Source organism: Catenuloplanes indicus, assembly GCF_030813715.1.
GTDB classification, from domain to species: domain Bacteria; phylum Actinomycetota; class Actinomycetes; order Mycobacteriales; family Micromonosporaceae; genus Catenuloplanes; species Catenuloplanes indicus.
The window spans coordinates 4,883,064-4,903,704 of record NZ_JAUSUZ010000001.1 but is presented as its reverse complement, the minus strand read 5'-3'; the positions used below and the strand labels follow the sequence as shown (position 1 = coordinate 4,903,704).

16 protein-coding genes are annotated in these 20,641 nt (G+C 71.0%); 8 read left to right on the top strand and 8 right to left on the bottom strand.

All coding sequences use genetic code 11. The features are described from left to right. Window positions 1-87: 87 nt before the first annotated feature. The 5 genes from J2S42_RS22030 to J2S42_RS22010 all read right to left on the bottom strand — a co-directional run bounded on the left by J2S42_RS22030 (window position 88) and on the right by J2S42_RS22010 (window position 6,274). Window positions 88-939, bottom strand: a complete 852-nt coding sequence (locus J2S42_RS22030) for an RsmA family anti-sigma factor (protein ID WP_307241989.1) — start codon at window positions 937-939, stop codon at window positions 88-90. Further along, window positions 936-1,628 carry an RNA polymerase sigma factor SigM gene (gene sigM / locus J2S42_RS22025; RefSeq protein ID WP_307241987.1) on the bottom strand — a complete coding sequence of 231 codons (693 nt, stop codon included), beginning with the start codon at window positions 1,626-1,628 and terminating at the stop codon, window positions 936-938. The genes J2S42_RS22030 and sigM overlap by 4 nt, the downstream gene beginning before the upstream one ends. After that, window positions 1,603-3,159, bottom strand: coding sequence for a protein kinase family protein (locus J2S42_RS22020; RefSeq protein ID WP_307241985.1), 1,557 nt, complete (start codon window positions 3,157-3,159; stop codon window positions 1,603-1,605). The genes sigM and J2S42_RS22020 overlap by 26 nt, the downstream gene beginning before the upstream one ends. A 280-nt stretch (window positions 3,160-3,439) precedes the next feature. Beyond that, entirely contained in the window at window positions 3,440-5,200 is a 1,761-nt protein-coding gene (murJ, locus tag J2S42_RS22015) for a murein biosynthesis integral membrane protein MurJ (RefSeq protein WP_307241983.1), read from the bottom strand. 57 nt (window positions 5,201-5,257) lie between these two features. Continuing rightward, window positions 5,258-6,274, bottom strand: coding sequence for a hypothetical protein (locus J2S42_RS22010; protein WP_307241981.1), 1,017 nt, complete (start codon window positions 6,272-6,274; stop codon window positions 5,258-5,260). A gap of 47 nt (window positions 6,275-6,321) precedes the next feature. Here J2S42_RS22010 and J2S42_RS22005 point away from each other — a divergent pair, with 47 nt between their 5' ends. From J2S42_RS22005 to J2S42_RS21990, 4 genes are all read left to right on the top strand, one after another. After that, a complete protein-coding gene (locus tag J2S42_RS22005; protein WP_307241979.1) occupies window positions 6,322-7,803 on the top strand; it encodes a CCA tRNA nucleotidyltransferase in 1,482 nt (493 codons plus the stop codon). A 468-nt stretch (window positions 7,804-8,271) separates the two neighbouring features. Continuing rightward, entirely contained in the window at window positions 8,272-8,949 is a 678-nt protein-coding gene (locus J2S42_RS22000; protein WP_307241977.1) for a hypothetical protein, read from the top strand. Between the two features lie 217 nt (window positions 8,950-9,166). Then, window positions 9,167-10,156, top strand: a complete 990-nt coding sequence (locus J2S42_RS21995; RefSeq protein ID WP_307241976.1) for a hypothetical protein — start codon at window positions 9,167-9,169, stop codon at window positions 10,154-10,156. A gap of 4 nt (window positions 10,157-10,160) precedes the next feature. Continuing rightward, a complete protein-coding gene (locus J2S42_RS21990; protein WP_307241974.1) occupies window positions 10,161-10,652 on the top strand; it encodes a methylated-DNA--[protein]-cysteine S-methyltransferase in 492 nt (163 codons plus the stop codon). Between the two features lie 170 nt (window positions 10,653-10,822). Here J2S42_RS21990 and J2S42_RS21985 read toward each other — a convergent pair whose 3' ends face one another. Continuing rightward, window positions 10,823-11,902 (bottom strand): inositol-3-phosphate synthase, encoded by a 1,080-nt coding sequence (locus tag J2S42_RS21985; protein WP_307241972.1) that lies wholly within the window; start codon window positions 11,900-11,902, stop codon window positions 10,823-10,825. Between the two features lie 43 nt (window positions 11,903-11,945). Next, on the bottom strand, window positions 11,946-12,584 hold the full coding sequence (locus J2S42_RS21980) for a PadR family transcriptional regulator (RefSeq protein ID WP_307241970.1): 639 nt from the start codon (window positions 12,582-12,584) through the stop codon (window positions 11,946-11,948). A gap of 164 nt (window positions 12,585-12,748) precedes the next feature. Here J2S42_RS21980 and J2S42_RS21975 point away from each other — a divergent pair, with 164 nt between their 5' ends. The 4 genes from J2S42_RS21975 (at window position 12,749) to J2S42_RS21960 (ending at window position 18,533) form a co-directional block, all read left to right on the top strand. Further along, on the top strand, window positions 12,749-13,168 hold the full coding sequence (locus J2S42_RS21975; protein ID WP_307241968.1) for a DUF5318 domain-containing protein: 420 nt from the start codon (window positions 12,749-12,751) through the stop codon (window positions 13,166-13,168). A gap of 766 nt (window positions 13,169-13,934) precedes the next feature. Then, entirely contained in the window at window positions 13,935-16,226 is a 2,292-nt protein-coding gene (locus J2S42_RS21970; protein ID WP_307241966.1) for a transglycosylase domain-containing protein, read from the top strand. A gap of 131 nt (window positions 16,227-16,357) precedes the next feature. Next, window positions 16,358-18,310 carry a glycosyltransferase 87 family protein gene (locus J2S42_RS21965; protein WP_307241964.1) on the top strand — a complete coding sequence of 651 codons (1,953 nt, stop codon included), beginning with the start codon at window positions 16,358-16,360 and terminating at the stop codon, window positions 18,308-18,310. After that, complete coding sequence (locus J2S42_RS21960; protein WP_307241963.1) at window positions 18,294-18,533, top strand: sulfurtransferase TusA family protein; 240 nt, start codon at window positions 18,294-18,296, stop codon at window positions 18,531-18,533. The genes J2S42_RS21965 and J2S42_RS21960 overlap by 17 nt, the downstream gene beginning before the upstream one ends. Before the next feature lie 60 nt (window positions 18,534-18,593). Here J2S42_RS21960 and J2S42_RS21955 read toward each other — a convergent pair whose 3' ends face one another. Then, window positions 18,594-20,627 carry a hypothetical protein gene (locus J2S42_RS21955; protein ID WP_307241961.1) on the bottom strand — a complete coding sequence of 678 codons (2,034 nt, stop codon included), beginning with the start codon at window positions 20,625-20,627 and terminating at the stop codon, window positions 18,594-18,596. Window positions 20,628-20,641: the final 14 nt, after the last annotated feature.

Here is a 20,641-nt window from a genome sequence, read left to right as displayed (position 1 = left end):
CAGAAACGTCATCGCATGGACCGGGATTCCCGGTCCAGCACACCGTGGGCCGGCTCACGTCGGGGCCCGAAGGGTGCTGCTGCCTGCTCACCCTACCGGCGCGTGATGGAGAGTGTCCGCTCCCATGCCCTCGGTCCCGCACGCCGGGCCGCTGACCCACACCACGTCGCTGCCGGCCGGGTCGGTGAAGAGCACCAGCATGGCGGGGCTGCCCTCGAACGACGCGTAGTCGATCAGCCGGGCCGTGACCGCGACGACGCCGTGCTCGGCCGCGATCGCCTGTAGGCAGGCGCGCAACGCGCCCGGGTCGGTGAGCCGGGCCAGCACCGGGGGTACGGCACCGGCGGCCTCGTCTCGCATCGGGGCCGGTGCCATGCCGCCGGTGTCGGCCATCGGGCTGCTGAACGTGCTGGCCGCCGAGAGACCCAGCTCGGCCAGCTCGGTCGCGGAGGCCGGCGTGTAGTCCCGGCCGCTGACCACCGTCTGCTGTGCGAGCCGCGGTGCGGACGCGGCCTCCGGTGCCGCGGCCGACGTGGGCACCTCGCTGTTGTCCTCCGCGCGGTCGAGGAACCCGGTCAGTCCGATCGAGGCGAAGGCCAGCACACCGGCGGCGATCGTGGCGGGCACGGCCCAGCGCGGCAGGCGGCGCTTCCGTAGCGGAACGACCGGGGCCACGAACTCCGCCCGCAGTGCGTCGTCGAGCCGAGCGGCCAGGTCCGCGGGCATCGGGCCGACCGGTTCCGCGGCCAGCGCGCGCAGGTCCGCCTGGACCGCGCCGGTCGCCGCCGCGAGCGCGTCGTGCGCGTCCCGCCAGTGCGGATCCGTGTCGATCAGTGCGGTGACCTCGTCGAATCGGGGGTCGCCGGCCAGCGCTCCGCCCAGGTAGTCCGCGAGGAGGTCCCACTGAGCCTCGGTCAGTGACGCGTCCGAGCTGCTCACTGTTCCTCCGTCCGCACTCGCAGGGCCTTCCGCGATGAGACGTCTCCCGCGTTCGCCGGGTTCCCGGCGTGAGCTGCGTCGCTCAACGTCTCCGTGACTGGAGCGTTATTGACCCGAGACCGGTTCGGCCGCAGGTGCCCGAGACTGATCGCCAGCTTGGCGCGACCGCGGGCGCACCGGCTCTTCACGGTCCCCTCGGCCACGCCGAGCGCGGCAGCGGCCTCTGCCACCGAGTAACCCTGCACGTCGACCAGGATCAACGCGGCCCGCTGCTCGAACGGCAGCTCGTCGATGGCGGCCCGGACCACCAGCGCGGTGTCGTGGTCGACGGTCGGTGCGGCCGGCTCCCGCTCCGGGCGGTCGTCCTCGGCCGGGCCGGAGAGCGGTACCGTGCGGTGACTCTGCAGCCGGCGGATCCGGTCCAGGCAGGCGTTGACCACGATCCGGTGCAGCCAGGTGGTGACCGCGGCGTCGCCCCGGAAGCGCGCGGCCGCCCGGTGCGCGGAGAGCAGCGCCTCCTGCAGCGCGTCCGCCGCCTCCTCGCGGTCGCCGATGGTGCGCACCGCGACCGCCCAGAGCCGGTCGCGGTGCCGGCGGATCAGCTCGGCGAAGGCGTCGCGATCGCCGGCGACGTGGGCCGCGAGCAGCTCGTCGTCGGGTGTGTCAGGTTCCCTCGACGGTGATCTCATCAACCACGATCTTCCGCGAGTCCGGCAACTCCGTGAACCACACCAGCAGGTACTGGTACTTGGCGTCCGGGTCGAAGCCGTCGATGAAAGCCAGCGTGGGCGCGTCGTGGTTCTCGAAGCCCTTGCCGATCTGGGTGTACGTCGTGCGGATCTGCTCGTCGAACCCCATCAGCGTGGCGTTCGACGCGCCGGTGTTGCCGCCCGCCGGGTCGCTCTCGCCGGTCAGCAGCTGCGCGGAGATGCCCTTCTCGCCGAGCTGCACCTTGACCGAGGAGACCTGGCGCGGGCTGCCCAGGTCGATCAGCAGGCCGATGCCGGGCTTGAGGTTGCCGAACTTTCGCGTGTTGTACGTCGACGTGTCCCAGGACGTGCCGTCGTCGCCGTCGATCGCGAGGTTCGCGTCCGGCCGGTCGTCGCCGTTGCTGTTCGGCCCCGGGTCGACCACGCGGATCTGGTTGCCGTTGAGCTTGATCGGCTGCGGGTTCGGGATCGCGCCGGGCGCGGCGCCGCCGCCACCGTCGGTGCCCTGGCTCGCGCCGGCCTGCACCGGCGTGCGGCCGTCGTCCTCGCCGCCGCCGAGCGCGGAGATGCCGAGCATCAGGCCGATGACCGCGATGGCCAGCAGCGCGGCCACGCCGACGGCGATCTTGCGACCGGCGTTCTGCGGCTGCTCCGGGCCGGCCTCGTCGCTCTGGGTGAACCGGAGCGGGCCGACCTCCTCCAGGTACTGCTCCTCGGCGGCGGAGTCGAGCCGGGTCAGCTCCGCGGCCAGCACGTCCGACGCGGGGACCGCGAGCTTCGGGTCCAGCAGGTCCATCGTGAGGTCGTCGAGGTAGGCGGGCACACCGGCGCGCGCCTGGCGCGGCGCCACGATCGTGCCGGAGCCGTCGCGCACCGCGTCCGGCAGGCGGGAGGCGCCGGCCTCCGCGTGCGGCCAGTGACCGGTGAGCGCGTAGTAGAGGACGCCGCCGACCGCGCGCACGTCCGAGTCCGGCTTGTCGCCGCCGTCGGTCCGCGCGTCCGCGAGCACCACGCGGCCGTCCGTGCCGATCATCGTGGTGCCGGCGTGCACGTTGCCGTGCACCATGCCGGTGGCGTGCACGGCCGCGACCGCGTCCGCCACGCCGTGCGCGATGCCGATGGCCCGGGCCGCGTCCATCGGGCCGGAGTCGGTGACCAGGTCGCGCAGCGCCACGCCGTCGATCCACTCGCGTACGACGTAGGCCCGCTCGCCCTCGTCGATCGCGTCGTAGACGCCGGCCAGGTTGGGGTGGATCACCCGGCTTGCCGCGACCGCGGACTGAAGCATCTCGGCCGCGTCCTCGCCGCCGGGGTAGCGCAGCACGACGGCGACCGGGCGGCGGAGGATCACGTCCGTGCCGCGCCAGATCTGCCGGCCGGCCGAGTCGTCGTTGACGTGCTCTTCCAGCTGGTAACGGTCGGCCATGACGTCACCGACGGCGGGCTCACCGAAGGTCATCACGGACGGAACCGCCTCGGCGGCCTCTCGACCTTCGCCGACCTGGGTCACCCGTCCTCCTTGGTGATCACGCACTGCAACAGTTCTGCGATCAGATCGATAGACCCGCTGCGGACAATCCTCCCACGAAGGGTGGGCGTCACGCCGCTTCCGCCGAGAGCGACCTTACCTGGATCGCGGGCGCTCCCGGAGCGTCCTCCTCCTGCGCCGCCGTGATCGGCGGGCCGGAGCGGCGCCTGTACAGATTGTGCGCCCTAGCTGGGCTTACTCAAAGCCTCTGTCCACAACCTTCGAGTGACGACACCTATATCCCGCGCGGCGCGGGCCGAAACTACCGCTTGATCCGGCGCTTGACCATGTCCAGCAGCTGGGTGACCTCACGGATCCGGAGCGCCAGCGCGAGGCCGACGTATGTGCCGCCGATCGCGATGCCGCCCACGACCAGGCCGAGGAACGCCTCGATCCGGGACGGGGTGTCGTCACCGGGCAACAATTTCATCACGAGGACGCCGACCAGGATCGACCCGGCAGCCGCGACCGTCACCTTTAGGAATGTCGCGGCTACGTCGCGCATGCCGATCGCGCCGATCCGGCGGCGCAGCACCGTGGCCGAGATGACCGCGGACATCAGGTACGAGGCGGCGTTTCCGATCATCAGCCCCGCGGCCACCCATTCCGGCTCGAGGAGCACGAAGCAGCCGACGTGGATCGCGATCCGGATCACCACCACCGGGGCGTTGATCAACGCGGCGGTCTTGTTCTCGGACATCGCGTAGTTGGCGAACGTGAACAGCTGACTGACCGAGAACGGGATCAGCGCGATGCCGGCGCTGATCAGCACGATCGAGGTGGCCAGCGCGTCGTCACCGGTGAACGCGCCGTACTGGAACAGCACCACCGCGATCGGCGCGGCCAGCACGCCGTAGACGACCGCGACCGGTGCCAGCGCGGCCGTGGCGGTCCGCATGCCGCGGGACAGATCCTCCGCGATGTCGGTGAAGCGGCCGTCCGCCGCGGCCGCGCTCATCCGCGGCATCAGCGCCGTGATGATCGAGACCGCGATGATGCCGTGCGCCATCATCAGCAGCAGGTACACGTTGTTGTAGATCATCGGGCCGGTCTCGCCCGCCGCCGCCGCACGGTTCAGCAGGTTGAACACGACGGCCAGGCCGATCTGGTTGGCCACCACGTAGAAGAACATCCAGGCGCCGAGCTTGGCCAGGTCGCGGAGCCCGAGGTCGCGGAAGTTGAACCGCCACTTCCATCGGAAGCCGACCTTGCGCAGCGCCGGGATCAGGCCGGCCGCCTGGATCGCGACGCCGAGCAGCGTGCCGCCGCCGATCAGCGCGATCCGGCCCGGCGTCATCTGGCTCGGGTCGATCTTCGCGGCGCCGTAGAGCAGCAGGTACGCGCCGCCGGTCGCGATCACGATGATGTTGTTCAGGATCGGCGTCCACATCGGCGCCGCGAAGTGACCGCGCGTGTTGAGAACGGCGCTGAACAGCGCGGACACGCCGGTGAAGAAGATCATCGGCAGCATCAGGTAGGACAGCCGGGTGACCAGCTCGTGGTAGTCGTCCGACGCCTGCTCGCTCGCGTAGAGCATGGTCAGCAGCGGTGCGCAGAGCACGGCGACCACGGTGGCGAGCGCGAGCGCGATCACCACGAGGCTGAGCAGCGTCTGGGTGAACGCCTGGCCGCCGTCCGCGTCCGCCTTGCGCCGCCGGACCAGCAGCGGCAGCAGCACGCTGGAGAGGATGCCGCCGAGCAGGAAGTCGTAGATCAGGCCCGGGAAGATCTGTGCGGTGGTGTAGGCGTCACCGATCGTGACACCGAGCGCGGCGGTCAGCACCATCGTGCGCAGGAAACCGGTGCCGCGGCTGACCAGGCTGCCGGCCGCCATGATCAGGCTGTTGCCCGCGGTGCTGGTCGGCGGTTCCGCGCCCGGCACCTCGCCGCCGCCGCTGACGGTGTCCGTGTCCGGCACGGTCAGTCGCGCCTCGTCCGCGTCGATCAGCGGCGGCGCGTGCCTGTCGTCGTAGGGACCGTCGCGATGGCCTGCGTTGGAGCTCCGGTACAGACCGCCGGTCATGTCGTTTCCCCTCGGAACCGCCCGGCGTACCCGCGTGCCGCCGGCGTTGAACGAACCCTAGTCAACCCGAGCACTCTCCACATCCGCGGGCGTGCCGGCGCAGACCACCCGCAGCAGCGATCCGGGCGCGGTACCGGCGATCTCCTCGATCACCCAGGCCGCCTCCGCCGGGACCAGCGGCTCGGTCAGCGCGTCCAGCACGGCCGGGTGATCACACCCGGCCGTTTCCAGAGCCTCGAGCAGCGACGGTACGGACGTGAGGTCCCCGGCGTGGACCATCCGCCGGGCCGGCGGCACCACCGCGGTCGTGGTGCACCAGGGCGCGCCGTAGATCTCCGCGGTCAGCCGCGACCGGGCGGATTTCAGCAGCTCGGCCAGTCCGGTGAACGGGAACGCGTGTTCCGTACCGTCGCGCAGGCTTTTGATCGGGAAGCCCAGCTCGTTGCGCTCGGCCCGCTGTGTGGCCACCCAGCCGGCACCCTCGTGGTGGTACCAGTCCAGGCCCGCCCGGCGCCCGTCCTGGCCGGCCAGCAGCCGCTCGATCTCGCGGTCGGTGAGCGCCTCCGGGTCCGCCGGCACCGGCCACCAGCGCGACTCCGCGAAGAACGGGATCGGCTCCTGCTCCGGGCCGGCCTCCAGCGGTGCCGGGCGCAGCGCACGGAACGCGGCGGTGAACAGCGCCCGCACCACCGGCACGTCATCCGCGAGCGTGACCGGTGCGAACCGGCTGAGCAGCGCGACCACCAGCCCGGGGTGGGTGAGCGACGGGTCGTCCATCGCGATCACGCGGCCGATCAGGTCGAGCTCGGACCAGCGCAGTACGTGCGGACGGCCGTCGTCCGGCGCGTCCCAGCCGAGCATCGTGCCCTCGTGCGCGTCGAACCCGGGCGCGGTCAACTCCAGCAGGTGGTACGGCTGGGCGAAGTCCACGTCCAGCCGGAGCCGGTAACCGCCCGCGACCGGGAGCGTGACCAGCAGTGCGGGACGGTCGGTGGGCTCGTCACCGGTGAAGAACCACTCGGACCAGAAGGAGGAACGACCGGCGAGCGCGCGCAGCGCCTCGGGGACTGGCATGGGTAACCATCCTGCCCCCTGCACGAGGGCGATACGCTGGCGGTCCCATGTCTGAAACGTCCCAGGGCCCCGTCGGGGTCGATCAGCGCCAGCCCTCGCTCTCCGAGGCGCAGTTGTCCGCGGCGCAGCGCAACGCCGTCGCGGAGCTGCTGCGCGTCTCCCCCGTGGCCGACGAGCTCGGCCGACGCTTCGTCGCGGCCGGGCACGAGCTGCACCTCGTCGGTGGCTCGGTGCGCGACGCGCTCCTCGGCCGGCTCGGCGACGACCTGGACTTCTGCACGGACGCGCAGCCGGACCAGACACTCGCCGTGCTCAAGGGCTGGGCCGAGGCGATCTGGGAGACCGGTCGCGAGTTCGGCACGATCGGCGCGATGCGCGGCGGGCTGCGGCTGGAGATCACCACGTTCCGCGCGGAGGCCTACGACGGCGTCAGCCGCAACCCCGTCGTCCGGTACGGCACCAGCCTGGCCGAAGACCTGGTCCGGCGCGACTTCACGATCAACGCGATGGCGGTCAGCCTGCCAGGGCACGTGTTCACCGACCCGCACGGCGGTCTCCGCGACCTCGCCGCGCGCGTGATCCGGACGCCGGGCACGCCGCAGCAGTCGTTCGGCGACGACCCGCTGCGCATGCTGCGGGCCGCGCGGTTCGTGGCCAAGCTGCGGTTCACGCCGGACCCGGCCGTGGTCGCCGCGATGACCGAGCTGGCGCCGTCGCTGGACCGGATCACGCCGGAGCGGATTCGGGACGAGTTCACCAAGCTGATGGTCGGCGCGGACCCGATCGCGGCGCTGCGGCTGCTGGTCGACACCGGCCTGGCCGACCGGTTCCTGCCGGAGCTGCCCGGCCTCAAACTCGCGATCGACGAGCACGCACAGCACAAGGACGTCTACGAGCACACGCTCACCGTGGTCAGCAACGCGATCCGGCTGGAGGGCGGCGGCGAGCCGGACTTCACGCTGCGGATGGCCGCGCTGATGCACGACATCGGCAAGCCGGCCACCAAGGCGGTCGGCTCGGACGGCCGGGTCAGCTTCCACCACCACGAGGTGGTCGGCGCGCGGCTGACGCGGCAGCGGATGAAGGCGCTGCGCTACCCGAAGGACGTCACCGCGGACGTGACCCGCCTGGTCGAGCTGCACCTGCGCTTCTACGGCTACGGCCGGGGCGAGTGGACCGACTCCGCGGTGCGCCGGTACGTGACGGACGGCGGCCCGCTGCTCGACCGCCTGCACAAGCTGACCCGCTCCGACTGCACCACGCGCAACCGGCGCAAGGCCGCGGCGTTGGCCGCGGACTACGACGCGCTGGAGGAGCGGATCGCCCGGATCGCGGCCGAGGAGGACCTCGCCCGGGTCCGGCCGGACCTGGACGGCAACGCGATCATGGAGCTGCTCGGGCTGCCGCCGGGGCCGCTGGTCGGCCAGGCCTGGCGGCACCTGAAGGAGCTGCGGCTCGAGCGCGGGCCGCTGACCCGGGACGAGGCGGAGGAAGAGCTGCGTTCCTGGGCGCGTGCACACAACCTTTAGGACAGTTTTCACCTGGCGATCCGTTCACTGATTTCGATCGGATCAACCGCTTATGCGGCGCGCGTACGGTCGGCTACGTTCACTGCTCGGTCCTTCGTGGAGGACCGATCGGTGGCGAAGGAGGGCCGGGCAGTGCGACCGTGCGCCATCTGCGGCGAGGTGACGGTCACGGCCGGGGGGACGTGCGCTGGGTGCGGGGTCTCGCGGCAGCGCGTGCAGTCGCCTACGTACCCGACTAATCCGGCTTATCGGCCGGTGTCCGGGCCGCCGCGGGATGCGGCGGAGACCACGCCGCTGCCACCGGTCTCGGGGCCACCGGTCTCGGGGCCGCCGGTGTCCGGGATACCGGTGTCGGGGCGGTCCATGTCCGGGCCGCCGGTCTCGCCGAGGGTGCCGCGGCCGCCCTCCTGGCGTACCCCTGCCGCTCCTGCTCCGGTCTCTCCGCCGGCGGCACCGGCCGAGCCGGTGATGAGCTACGACTCCCGCTCCCCCGCGCTGGCCGGGAGCGAGCGCGCGCATCCGGTCGCGGTGGTGCTGGTGGCGATCGCCGGGGTGGTCGCGGCCGGGGTGTTCGGCGCGGTGGTGGTGCGGTTCGCGGGCGCGGACTCCCGGGCGGCCGACCGGCTCACCGGCCCGCTGCAGGCGCAGGCCGCGGTCGCGTCGCCGTCGCCCTCGCCGTCGCCGTCGCCCTCACCGTCGTCCCTGCCGTCGAGCCCGGCGGCGGGCGAGTGCCTGGCCGGCGTGTGGCGCGTCGCCGAGCAGCGGGAACTCGTCGCGCTGCCCGGAATCGGCACGGTCGAGGTGACGCTCACCAGCGACGGGCCCGAGGTCACCTACCAGCCGACCGGGACCGGCCTGGTCGACTACGGCGCCGCGACCGCGTACGCGGCCACCGTCGACGGACGGGACGCGCTGATCACGGTCGCCGGCACGGTCACGTTCGAGTTCGTGTCCGCGGACGGCCGGACGGCCGCCACCCAGGCGCGCTCCGCGGCCACGTTCACGATCACGCGGGACGGCGGCGAGCCGGGCGTGCCGGCGGAGTGGCCCGCCTCGATGACCGACTGGTCCGTCGAGTGCGGCGCGGACGAGGTGACGCTGAGCGCCGCGGACGCGCAGACGGAACGGCTGGTCAGAGTTGAGTGATCGCGATGTTGCGGTGGGTGATGGGGTTCGCGGTGCCGGGCCGAGAATTGCTCGTTGAGTAAGATCCGCTGACCGTTGAGGCCATTGGGGCGAGTGGATCGCACCCGCTAGCGTCGGGTCTGAGGGCTCGAGGGCCGGTGTCCGGTTTGGCATCGTCTCCCGGGCGTCCGGGTTTGGCTGGGGGACAGCCGCAGGAGATAGCGAGCCGGGAGGCGACATGGGGCCCTGCGCGGTCTGTGGGGGCGGCACCATCGACGCGGCGGGCAACTGCACGCAGTGCGGCAACTACCGCGGCACCGGTGAGGTGACCTCCGCGCCTCCGGCGAACTACCCACCGCCCGGTTATCCCCAGCAGCCTCCGTACCCGGCGCCGACCAGCGGTTCCGGCTACGACCCGTACCCGAACCCGCACACCAGCGGCGCTCCGTCGTACCCGACGAGCGGCAGTGCCGGCTACCCCACCAGCGGTGGCGCGGGCTACCCGACCAGCGGTGGTACGGGCTACCCGACCAGCGGTGGTGGCTATCCGAGCAGCCCGCCGCCTCCGCCGCCCTACCAGGCGGCCCCGCAGTACACGGCGCAGCCGCAGGCGTACCCGCCCGTCTACACGCCGCCACCGCCGCAGAACAAGGGCCGGAGCGGCCTGAACTTCCTGATCGGCGCGCTGGTGTCGGTCGTGCTGGTGCTGCTCTGCTGCATCGGCATCGCGGTCTGGGGCAACACCGAGAACGAGAAGAACGACCCGAACGCCGGTGGTACGCCGACCCCGGCCGTCTCGGTGAATCCGGACATCGACGCGTGCACGGTCGGCACCTGGAACGTGTCCACCCACACCGAGGACCTGGAGGTCCCGAACGTGGGCACGATCAAGCTGAGCGGCGGCAAGGGCGCGAAATTCACCCTGGCCCCGGACGGTACGGCGGTCTTCGACTACGGCACCGGCACCGAGTACACCGGCACGCTCAGCGGCCAGAACGTGCGGCTGCGGATCCAGGGCGAGGTGACGTACGAGTACACGTCGCGCAACAGCCGCCTCGCGCTGACCGGCAAGGACACCGAGGCCACGTTCGTCATCTTCGTCAACGGCGAGGAGACCTCGGAGGAGCAGGAGTTCCTGGCGTCCTCGGACACGGCGGACTACACCTGCAGCAGCAGCCGGATGACGCAGGAGGGCAACGCCTACACGATCGAGTACACCCGGGGCTGACGCCATGCGCTGGGTGGTGATCGATTCGCCGATCGGTGAGCTCTCCGTGGGCACCGGGAGCGCGGACGCGGTCGGTGGCGTCCACTTCGGGCGGCACCCGGCGGCGGTGGAGTTCGCCGCGGGCGGGCCGGCGGTGCTGGACGAGGCGGTGGTGCAGCTGCGGGCGTACTTCGCGGGCGAACTCACCGCGTTCTCCGTGCCGCTGCGCGCGCCGGGCGGCTCCGGCTTCGAGCGCGCGGTGTGGGAGCGGATCGCCCGCGTGCCGTACGGCGAGATGATCACCTATGGCGAGATCGCGACCGGTCTGGGGGACGCCGGTGCGGCCCGCGCGGTCGGTACCGCCTGCAACCGCAACCCGATCCCGGTGCTGGTCCCCTGCCACCGGGTGGTCGGGGCGGGCGGGAAGATGGTCGGCTTCGGCGGCGGCCTGGCCCGCAAGCGCGTGCTGCTGGAGCTGGAGGCCCGCGTCGCGCTGCAACGAGACTGGTCCGGATAGAAAGAAAGCACAGCGCGATGCCAAAGCCGGGCATCGCGCTGTGCTTTCGGCCAGAACCCGGACGGCGTGAGCGCGATGCCAAAACCGGGCATCGCGCTGTGCTTTCGGCCAGAACCCGGACGGCGTGAGCGCGATGCCAAAACCGGGCATCGCGCTCACGCCTCTTGATGTCAGCGCTCGATCTCACCGGCGATGAACTTGTCCACTGACGCGTGCGCGTCGTGGTCGGAGTACTGCACCGGCGGGGACTTCATGAAGTAGGACGAGGCGGAGAGGATCGGGCCGCCGACCTTGCGGTCCAGCGCGATCTTCGCGGCGCGGACCGCGTCGATGATCACGCCGGCCGAGTTCGGCGAGTCCCACACCTCGAGCTTGAGCTCCGCGTTCAGCGGCACGTCGCCGAACGCCTTGCCCTCCAGCCGGATGTAAGCCCACTTGCGGTCGTCCAGCCACGGCACGTGGTCGGACGGTCCGATGTGTACGTCGCTCTTGACCATCTCGTGCGGGATCTGGGACGTCACCGACTGCGTCTTGGAGATCTTCTTCGAGATCAGCCGGTTGCGCTCCAGCATGTTCATGAAGTCCATGTTGCCGCCGAAGTTCAGCTGGTACGTGCGCAGCAGCTCGACGCCGCGGTCCTCGAACAGCTTCGCCAGTGCGCGGTGCACGATGGTGGCGCCGACCTGGCTCTTGATGTCGTCGCCGACGATCGGGAGGCCCGCGTCGGTGAACTTCTGCGCCCACGCCGGGTCGGAGGCGATGAAGACCGGCAGCGCGTTGACGAACGCGCAGCCGGCGTCGATCGCGGCCTGCGCGTAGAACTTCGCCGCCTCCTCGGAGCCGACCGGTAGGTACGCCACGACGACGTCGACCTGAGCGTCGCGCAGCGCCTGCACCACGTCCACCGGCTCTTCGTCCGACTCCTCGATGATCTCGCGGTAGTACTGGCCGAGACCGTCGAACGTCGGGCCGCGCTGCACCTGCACGCCGGTCGGCGGCACGTCGGCGAGCTTGATCGTGTTGTTCTCGCTCGCCACGATCGCCTCGGCCAGGTCACGGCCGACCTTCTTGGCGTCCACGTCGAACGCCGCGACGAACGTCACGTCCGAGACGTGATAGTCGCCGAACGTGACGTGCATGAGGCCGGGAACCCGGTCGTTCGGGTCGGCGTCCCGGTAGTACTCCACACCCTGGACCAGGGACGAGGCGCAGTTACCCACACCGACGATGGCCACGCGGACGGAACCCATCCCGCTTGCCTCCTTACTTTTGGTCAGCACGACAGGTCACCTGTCATGACGGGCCCGGCTCCTCCCCGGCGGCGGTGCCGGTCGAGGGCGGGAGTTTGTCGCGGCCGGGGCCGCCAGTGTTGTCGCGGCCGGGGCCGTGGCCGGAGCGCTCGCTCGCGATCAGCTCCTCCAGCCAGCGGACCTCGCGCTCGCACGCGTCCAGGCCGTGGCGTTGCAGCTCCAGCGTGTACGCGTCGATCCGCTCGCTGGCCCGGGCCAGCAGGTTGCGCAGGCCCTCGCGCCGCTCCTCGACCTTCCGGCGGCGGCCCTCCAGGATGCGCAGCCGGGTGGCGCGGTCGGTGCGCGCGAAGAACGCGAAGTGCACGTTGAAGCCCGCGTCGTCGAAGGTCTCCGGCCCGGCGTGCGCGAGCAGCTCAGCGAACCGTTCCTTGCCCTCGGCGGTGATCTTGTAGACGATCCGGCCGCGCCGGCTGGTCAGCGCCGGCACCTCGTCCGCGGTCGCGGGCGTCTCACCGGCCTGCGTGATCCAGCCGGCCAGCTGGAGCCGCTTGAGCGTCGGGTAGAGCGTGCCGTAGCTGATCGCCGCGCGGATCGGGCCGAGCTTGGTGCCCAGTTCCTTGCGCAGTTCGTAGCCGTGCATGGCGGACTCGGAGAGCAGCCCGAGGATCGCGAACTCCAGCACGGCCGTCTCCTCTCGCCCGATGTATCGGCCCGATACATCGAACCGTAGAACGAGGGATGGCCGATGCGCAAACGATGTGCCGTCAAACGTTCGTGTCGGCCACTGACTGTCACGGAAAGTGAGCGTTGTCGCCTCTTGGGCCGGGAGCCGTTACTCTTCAGTCCGTGCGCACGCAGCGGCAGGTGGTGGACTACTCGCTCCAGAGGCGAGCAGTGCTGCGTGACGTGCATTCGGGCAGGGTGGGCGTCCATGAGGTCTGCGACGCCTCCCCCTACCTCAAGAACGCGGCACGTTTCCACGGTGAGCCGACCGAGGAGCGGTGTCCGATGTGCCGCCGGGAGAACCTCACTCTCGTGCACTACATCTATGGTGATGAGCTCAAGCAGTCCGCCGGTCAGGCGCGCAAGCTGGCCGAGCTTCCGATGCTGGCGATGACGCTGAGTGAGTTTCAGGTGTACGTAGTGGAGGTGTGCCAGGGCTGCTCCTGGAACCACCTGGTAGAGCAGTTCCTGCTGGGCCGCGAGGGCCTGGAGGCGGATGAACCCGGTGGCGATTCCGGCCGTAGACGAGGGGCGGAACGGTGACGCGCTCGTGGGTCGGAGATGCAAATCAGATCGTTAGCCCGATAAGTCCGTTTTTTGCGGATGTAACGGCTACAAAGTCAAGTGAAGGGGCGGCGGTATGTGCTGCCGCGCCCCTTGTGTCCGTTCGTGGCGAAGCTCACGGCCACCCCCAGGGTCGTCGACTCGCGCCACCGCGACCGGCAGGGTGTGACGAATGAACGCGTACGGCGAACCCAGTTCTCCGCATGACCGGGCCTCCGGTCCGGGCGGAGGCCGGATGCCGGGCTCCGGTGAGCCGGACGACCGCTACGGCGGTGCCGGTGCGTCCGGCGGCTGGCCGGGTAACGGTGCCCGGCCCGGTGGAGGCGTGCCCCCGCGTGCCTCCGGCAGCGCTCGGCCCGGTGGGCCGCCCAGCGCACGTGCCTCCGTGGGCGGCAGCGGTGCCGTCGGTGGCGCCCGCGTGCCGGGCAGCTCCGGATCGGCGTCCGTCGGCGGCGTCCCCGGGCGTGCCTCGGTCGGCGGCAGTGCCGCGGTCGGTGGCGCCCGTGTGCCGGGCAGCTCGGGATCCGCGTCGGTCGGTTCCGCACGACCGGGTGTGCCGGGCCGCGCGGCCGTCGGTGGTGCCGCGGTCGGTGGTGCCGCAGTCGGTGGTGCCGCAGTCGGTGGTGCACCGGTCGGCCGGGCCGTGCCGGGTCGTGCCAGCGTCCGTCCGGTCTCCCCGGCCGGCCCCGGCGACTCCGGGCCGGGCGGTACCGGCCCCGGTCGCCGCAGCCGTGCCGCCGGGTCGATGGACCCCGAGGCCGCGAAGCGCGCCAAGCGCCGCAAGATCGCCAACTGGTCGATAGCGGCGTTCGCGGTCGTCATCATGACGGCCGGCATCGGCATCGTCGGCCTTACGTACGCGTTCGACGACGTGCCGGACATCAACACGTTCGAGCCGGAGATCTCCACGATCGCGTACGCGGACGGTTCGGAGATGACGAAGCTCGGCGAGCACAACCGGACCGTGGTGCCGGACGAGAAGATCAATCCGCTGGTCAAGCACGCGGTCGCGGCGGCCGAGGACAAGGGCTTCTACGACCACTCCGGCATCGACATGAAGGGCATCGCCCGCGCCGCCTGGAACAACATCTCCGGCGGCGACACCCAGGGCGCGTCCACGATCACCCAGCAGTACGCGCGGCACGCCGCGGAGCTGACCGGCATCAACTACAACCGCAAGATCCGCGAAGCGCTGCTGGCCCGCAAGATCGAGGACAACTACGACAAGGACCAGATCATCTCGTTGTACCTCAACGCGATCTGGTTCGGCCGTGGCGCCGAGGGCATCGAGGCGGCCGCGAAGGCCTACTTCAACAAGACGGTCACGAAGATGCCCGGCGAGGAGGGCGCGATCACCGCGTCCGAGGCCGCCGTGCTCGCCTCCGTCATCAAGCAGCCGGAACCGGTGCCGGGTGGCCACCAGGGCTACGACCCCGCGCGTAACCCGGAGGCCGCGAAGGAGCGCTGGGCGTACACGCTCAACAATATGGCCGAGATGGGCTGGATCACCGCGGATGAGCGGGCGAAGGCCGAGTTCCCGGAGAAGAGCCTGGCCAAGTACGATCCGAACGCCTGCCAAGCGGAGTGCGTCAACAACAAGCCGGTCGGTCACGTCCTGAACTACGTCAAGGACGAACTGGCCGAGATGGGCATAACCGACTGGCAGCAGCGGCCGTACCGGGTCAAGGTCTCGATCAACCCGGCCATGCAGAAGGCGGCGGAAGAGGCGGCCTCGCGTAAGAGCAAGTCCTCGCCGATGAGCAAGACCGCGGAGAACCACCAGGCCGCGCTGGTCGCGATCGACCCGACCAATGGCCAGGTGCTCGCCTACTACGGCGGTGACGACGGCGCCGGCTTCGACTTCGCCGGTCGCAACGGCGGTCACCCGCCGGGCTCGACGTTCAAGATGTACACGCTCGCGGCTGGCCTGCGCGAGGGCATGTCGATGGAGTCGTACTGGGACTCCACCAAGAACGTCGACGAGGAGCGCGGCGGCCGCGAGATCTCCAACGCCGGCCGTGAGGACCCGGCCTGCGGCAAGTACTGCTCGCTGGAGAAGATGACGATCGACTCCTTCAACGTCCCGTTCTACTGGATGACCAAGGAGATGGGACCGGACAAGGTCGTCGCCGTCGCCCGGGACGCGGGTGTGCGCACCATGTGGACCAACGATGACGAGGAGATCAACCTCGCCGAGGTCGAGCCGACCGCGGTCGCGCCGAGCAAGTTCGACGTCGAGGTCGGCTTCGGTCAGTACAAGGTGAAGGTCATCGAGCACGTCAACGGCCTCGCCACGCTGGCCAACCGCGGCGACTACAACAAGGCCCACTTCGTGGTCAGCGTCGAGAAGAAGAACAGCGCGACCGGCGAGTGGGTCAAGGTCAACGGCGAGCAGATCAAGCCGGAGAAGAAGTTCGACACCGAGCAGATAGACAGCATGCTCAAGGTGCTGCAGAAGATCCCCGGTGCGAGTGACGGCAACAACCACGCGCTCGCCGGTGACCGTCCGGCGTTCGCCAAGTCCGGCACCTGGGAGCTCGGCAAGGAGGGCGGCACCAACGGTGACGCCTGGTACCTCGGCGCCACCACGCAGATAGCGGCCGGCGTCTGGGTCGGTACCTCCGGCGCCCGAGCGGCGATCAAGGACCCGGACGGCAGCGACATGTACGGCGGTGACACGCCGGGCCAGATCTGGGAAGACTTCATGAACGCCGCGAACAAGGCGGCGAAGTACAAGGTGGAGAGCTTCCCGGAGGGCAGCTCCGTCGGTGACCCGAGCGTGCTCGCGAACGGTGTCTCGCCGTCGCCGAAGGCGCCGGACAAGCCGGAGAACCAGAACCCCAACCCGAACGGGTCGCCGAGCTGTGAGCCGTTCGACTTCACCTGCCTCTTCGGCGGCAACAACGGTGGCAACAACAACGGCGGTGGCAACAACAACGGCGGTGGCAACCAGACGCCGTCACCCACGCCGACGGACGGGCTACCCGCTCTGCCGGGGGTGCCCGGCGGGGGCGGGCCGGGGAACGACGACGATTAGCGGTCGACCCGTCTGATACGCGATGAGGCCGGTGCACACCAGGTGTGCACCGGCCTCATTCTTTTTCATCGATGCATCTTCTTTCGACGGCCGTGTCCGGTTCCCCAGGGTCATGCGGCAAGATGCCTCGTATGAACGTCGAGCAGCAGCCGCGGGTCGACAACCCCGGACAGTCGGAGCCGTTCGTCCGTGGCCTCTCCGAGGCGATCGGCGGGCCGCTCGGCGACCACGCCGCGCCCGGCCGGGGTGGGACGACACCGTTCTGGACCGCCTCCCGGATCGTGCTGGCGCTGGTCTGCCTCACGCTCGCGCTGCACTGGGTGCAGAAGTCGCCCTGCCGCGACGGCGCCTGGGACAACCACGTGCAGTACACCCGGTTCTGCTACACCGACGTGCTCGCGCTCTACTACGCCGAAGGGCTCAACGAGGGCAAGGTCCCGTACCGCGACCACCCGGTGGAGTACCCGGTCGTCACCGGCTACTTCATGGGCGCGCTCGGTCTGCCGGTCCACGCGTACGGTGAGAACAACCCGGCGGTCAACCAGGGCACGCTCTTCTACGACGTGAACGCGCTGGTGCTCTCCGCGCTGGCGGTCGCCACCGCGGCCGTCATCCTGGCGCTGCGCCGCCGCCGCCCGTGGGACGCGGCGCTGTTCGCACTCGCGCCCGCGCTGTTCGTCACCGCCACGGTGAACTGGGACTTCCTGGTGATCGGTCTGGCCGCCGCGGGGCTCTACGCCTGGGCGAAGAGCAAACCGGTGCTCGCCGGTGTGCTGCTCGGGCTCGGCGCCGCGGCCAAACTCTGGCCGCTGTTCATCTTCGGGCCGCTGCTCATCCTCGGGCTGCGGGCCGCGAAGCTCCGGCCGGTGCTCATCACGTTCGGCACCGGCGCGGTCACCTGGGTCGCGGTCAACGCGCCGGTGTTCCTGCTCTGGCGCGAGTCGTGGAACCGGTTCTTCGAGCTGAACACGGAACGGCCGATCGACTGGGGCACGTTCTGGTACGTCGGGCGGTACCTGGACGGCAAGCTCGCCCCGCTGATCCCCGGCGACCAGGGCCTCTTCGAGTGGTTCAGTAACAACGTCGATCCCGCGCTGAACTGGACCAGCTACGCGCTCTTCGGCCTGGCCTGCCTCGGCGTCGCCTACCTGATCATGACCGCGCCGCGCCGGCCGCGACTGGCCCAGGTGCTGTTCCTGGTGGTGGCCGCATTCCTGATCTTCAACAAGGTCTGGTCGCAGCAGTTCGTGCTCTGGCTGCTGCCGCTCGCGGTGCTGGCCCGGCCGCGCTGGGGCGCGTTCCTCGCCTGGCAGGCGGCCGAGGTGCTGTACTTCGTCGCGTTCTACGGCGAGCTGCTCGGCGCGTCCGGCAAGCAGGTCTTCCCGGAGGGCGTGTTCGTGCTCGCGTCCACGCTGCGGCTGGTCACCGTCGCGGCGCTCTGCTGGTTCGTGATCCGCGAGATCCGCCACCCGGAGGAGGACCCGGTCCGCGCCACCTACGAGGACGACCCGGACGGCGGCGTCCTCGACGGCGCACCGGACGCGCCGTGGGTGATCAGCCGCTTCGGCCGGGGCCGGCCGGCTCCGCTGCCGGTACTCGCGGGCGCGGGCCCCGGCACCGGTAGGGCCGGCGTGGCCACCGACGCGCCACCGGCCCACCTCCCGGCGACTCCGTCCACTCCCCCGGCCGGCCACCACGTGTCCGGCCCGGACGGCGACGGCGTGGATACGGCGCCGACGTCCGGCTCGGCGACGTCCGGCACGGCGGTTGATCCCGGCCCTGCGGCCACTTCCGGGCCGGCAACGGTCTCCGGCCCGGCGAACGCTTCGGGGGTCGATACCTCCGCGTCCGGCCCGGCGGCCGTCCCTGGCCCGGTGGACGCTTCTGGGGCCGGCACGTCCGTCTCCGGCCCGGCGGCTGCGTCCGCCACCTCGCCGGCCACCGGCGACCGCTCGGCTGAACCCTCCCCGAACCATGGCTCAGCCGCGGGCGGCGGCCCGGCCGCGGGCGAGAACCCGGCCGGGGCCGAAAACCCGGACGTGGACCGCGACGGCCGGTCGGCGGGCGATGACGACGGCCGGTGACGACTCGCCGGCCGAGGTCCTCGACTGCCTCGGCCAGCGATGCCCACTGCCGGTGATCGCGCTGGCCAAGCGGCTCCCCGCGCTGCCGGTCGGCGCGGTGGTCCGAGTGCTGGCCGACGACCCGGCCGCCGCGAACGACATCCCGGCCTGGTGCCGGATGAAGTCCCAGGAATACCTGGGCTCACCGGAACATGCGGCCTTCGACGTCCGCCGTGTGACCTGAACGCGAAACGGCCCGGACCGGCAGTCGCCGGCCTGGGCCGTTCGTCGTTTCCGCTGCTGGTCAGAGCCGGTAGACCACCGCGTTCTCGATGTCCTCGCGGGTGATGCCGAGGTAGTCCACCGGCAGGTCGACGCGGGCCGCGAGGTCCGAACCGCCGATCCGGTCGCGCAGCACCACCACGGTCCGCACGCCGACGCTGCGCAGATAGTCCACGCTCGGCTGGTCCGGGAAGGACGCCGCGGACTGCCGGATCTGGTCGGTGAGCTGCGGCGTGAATCCGCTGCCACCGTTCGTCACCTGCTGGAAGCGGGTGGTCGACCAGAGCATCACGTGCTGGTCCCAGCCGCCCTCGCTGGGCAGCACCAGCATCGGCCCGTCCACCGTGCGCATCGCCAGCGGCTGCTGCGGCACGAGCGGGTGCGGTGTGGCGTTCGTACCCTCGATCAGTATCGCCACCAGCGGCAGCAGCGTGACCACGCGCAGCAGCAGGCCGGGCCGGGCCGGCACCTGGTCGCGGGAGAAGTCGGCGGCCCGGCGCGAGTACGCCGCGACCGCACCCGCGGCCAGCAGCGCCAGGAAGATCGTCGTCCACAGCACCAGCCGACCCGGCGTGCGGATGCCCTGCCAGCCCGGCAGGTACTCGAAGAGCGGCACGTAGGTGAACGTGCCGCCGAAGAACTCGGTGCCCATCGCCAGCGCGCCGCTGACCAGCACGCCGGCCAGCATCAGGAGCCGCTGCCGAACCGTCCAGATCGAGAAGAACAGGCCGGCCGTCGCGAGCCCGATCAGCGCGAACCCGGGCAGCAGCGTCATCTCCGGCGCCCACGGCAACGCGTCCCGCGCCTGTGCGTGCAGCGTGCCCCAGACCGCGGACTCGCCGGACGCGGTGAAGAAGCCCTGTAGCGGCGGCGAGTAGAGCTGGATCTCCTCGATGCTGCGCTTCGCGTACGGGTACAGCTCGGAGACCCGGAAGTACGGGATCGCGAGCAGCGCGCCGACCGCGCCGAAGACCAGGCCACCGCCCGCGTCCGCCGCGAGCAGCCGCCAGCCGAACGGCTTCGGCTCGGTCCACACCCAGAATCGTTTCACCAGGTACGTGACCAGTGAGACCACCACGATCAGCAGCAGCGCGTACGCGAACGGCAGCCCGATGCCGAAGCCGAGGCTGAGCTGCCAGGCCGCGACCAGCCAGCCGGCCAGCGCCCACCCGGCGTGCCGCTTCTCCGGCCGGTAGCCGTGGCGCAGTGAGTAACCGTGGCCGCGGGCCAGCATCGCCAGCGCCAGCATGATGCCGCCGCTGGACATGACGTGCAGGTGACCGGCCTGGGCCAGCCGCCACGGCGCGAGCGCGAGCGCCGCGCCGGCGACCGCGCCCGCGATCCGGCCGGTGCCGAGCTGCCGGGCCAGCGCGTAGCCGCCGACGAAGACCATCGCGTACGCCAGCACGAAAATGATGTTGTAGCGCAGCACCGCGGCGATCGGTCCCTCGCCGATCATGCCGGCCGGCGCGTACCCGATCAGCGCGTCGGAGAACGCGAAGCTCAACTCGTTCGGATAGAACGTGTTGGACTCCCACAGCCGCGCCGGGTCGGTCAGCAGGATGTGCCCGGACCAGGCCATCTGCCAGGCCTGCAGCGTCGGGTCCCAGATGTCCTGCGGGATCGTGTGCAGCGGGTACTTCAGCGTGGGCCAGGTCATCACCACGGCGAAGAGCAGACCGCCGAGGATCGCGATCGTCCACTCGTGGGTCAGCCCGCCGCGTACCGCGGCTGCCACCCGGCCGACCGGGGTGAGCTGCACCGGTGGCGGCGGGCCGAACGACTCGAACGGGTCCCGGTTCGGGTCCTTGGCGACGGTCATCTCACCGGGCCGCGCGGCCGGTTTCGAGGCCGTGGCCGCCTCGCCCGGTGCCGCGGACCGCAGCGCCGCCGTACTCCGCTCCGGCTCACCGGCGGCCTTCGCCCCGGCGGTCGCCTTCTCCGCGACGACGGCCTTGTCGTCGCCGGCTCTGGTCGCGGTGGCCGCCTGGTCCGGCACCGGAGCCTTGGCGCCGCCCTGCTCATCGCCGGTGAGCTGCGGTTTGTCCGTACTCATCGCTCGACTGCCCC

Coding starts and splice junctions, on each gene's coding strand:
- sigM (WP_307241987.1), bottom strand. CDS start 1,628: ATGAGATCACCGTCGAGGGAACCTGACACACCCGACGACGAGCTGCTC.
- murJ (WP_307241983.1), bottom strand. CDS start 5,200: ATGACCGGCGGTCTGTACCGGAGCTCCAACGCAGGCCATCGCGACGGT.
- J2S42_RS22010 (WP_307241981.1), bottom strand. CDS start 6,274: ATGCCAGTCCCCGAGGCGCTGCGCGCGCTCGCCGGTCGTTCCTCCTTC.
- J2S42_RS22005 (WP_307241979.1), top strand. CDS start 6,322: ATGTCTGAAACGTCCCAGGGCCCCGTCGGGGTCGATCAGCGCCAGCCC.
- J2S42_RS22000 (WP_307241977.1), top strand. CDS start 8,272: ATGAGCTACGACTCCCGCTCCCCCGCGCTGGCCGGGAGCGAGCGCGCG.
- J2S42_RS21995 (WP_307241976.1), top strand. CDS start 9,167: ATGGGGCCCTGCGCGGTCTGTGGGGGCGGCACCATCGACGCGGCGGGC.
- J2S42_RS21990 (WP_307241974.1), top strand. CDS start 10,161: ATGCGCTGGGTGGTGATCGATTCGCCGATCGGTGAGCTCTCCGTGGGC.
- J2S42_RS21985 (WP_307241972.1), bottom strand. CDS start 11,902: ATGGGTTCCGTCCGCGTGGCCATCGTCGGTGTGGGTAACTGCGCCTCG.
- J2S42_RS21970 (WP_307241966.1), top strand. CDS start 13,935: ATGGACCCCGAGGCCGCGAAGCGCGCCAAGCGCCGCAAGATCGCCAAC.
- J2S42_RS21965 (WP_307241964.1), top strand. CDS start 16,358: ATGAACGTCGAGCAGCAGCCGCGGGTCGACAACCCCGGACAGTCGGAG.
- J2S42_RS21960 (WP_307241963.1), top strand. CDS start 18,294: ATGACGACGGCCGGTGACGACTCGCCGGCCGAGGTCCTCGACTGCCTC.
- J2S42_RS21955 (WP_307241961.1), bottom strand. CDS start 20,627: ATGAGTACGGACAAACCGCAGCTCACCGGCGATGAGCAGGGCGGCGCC.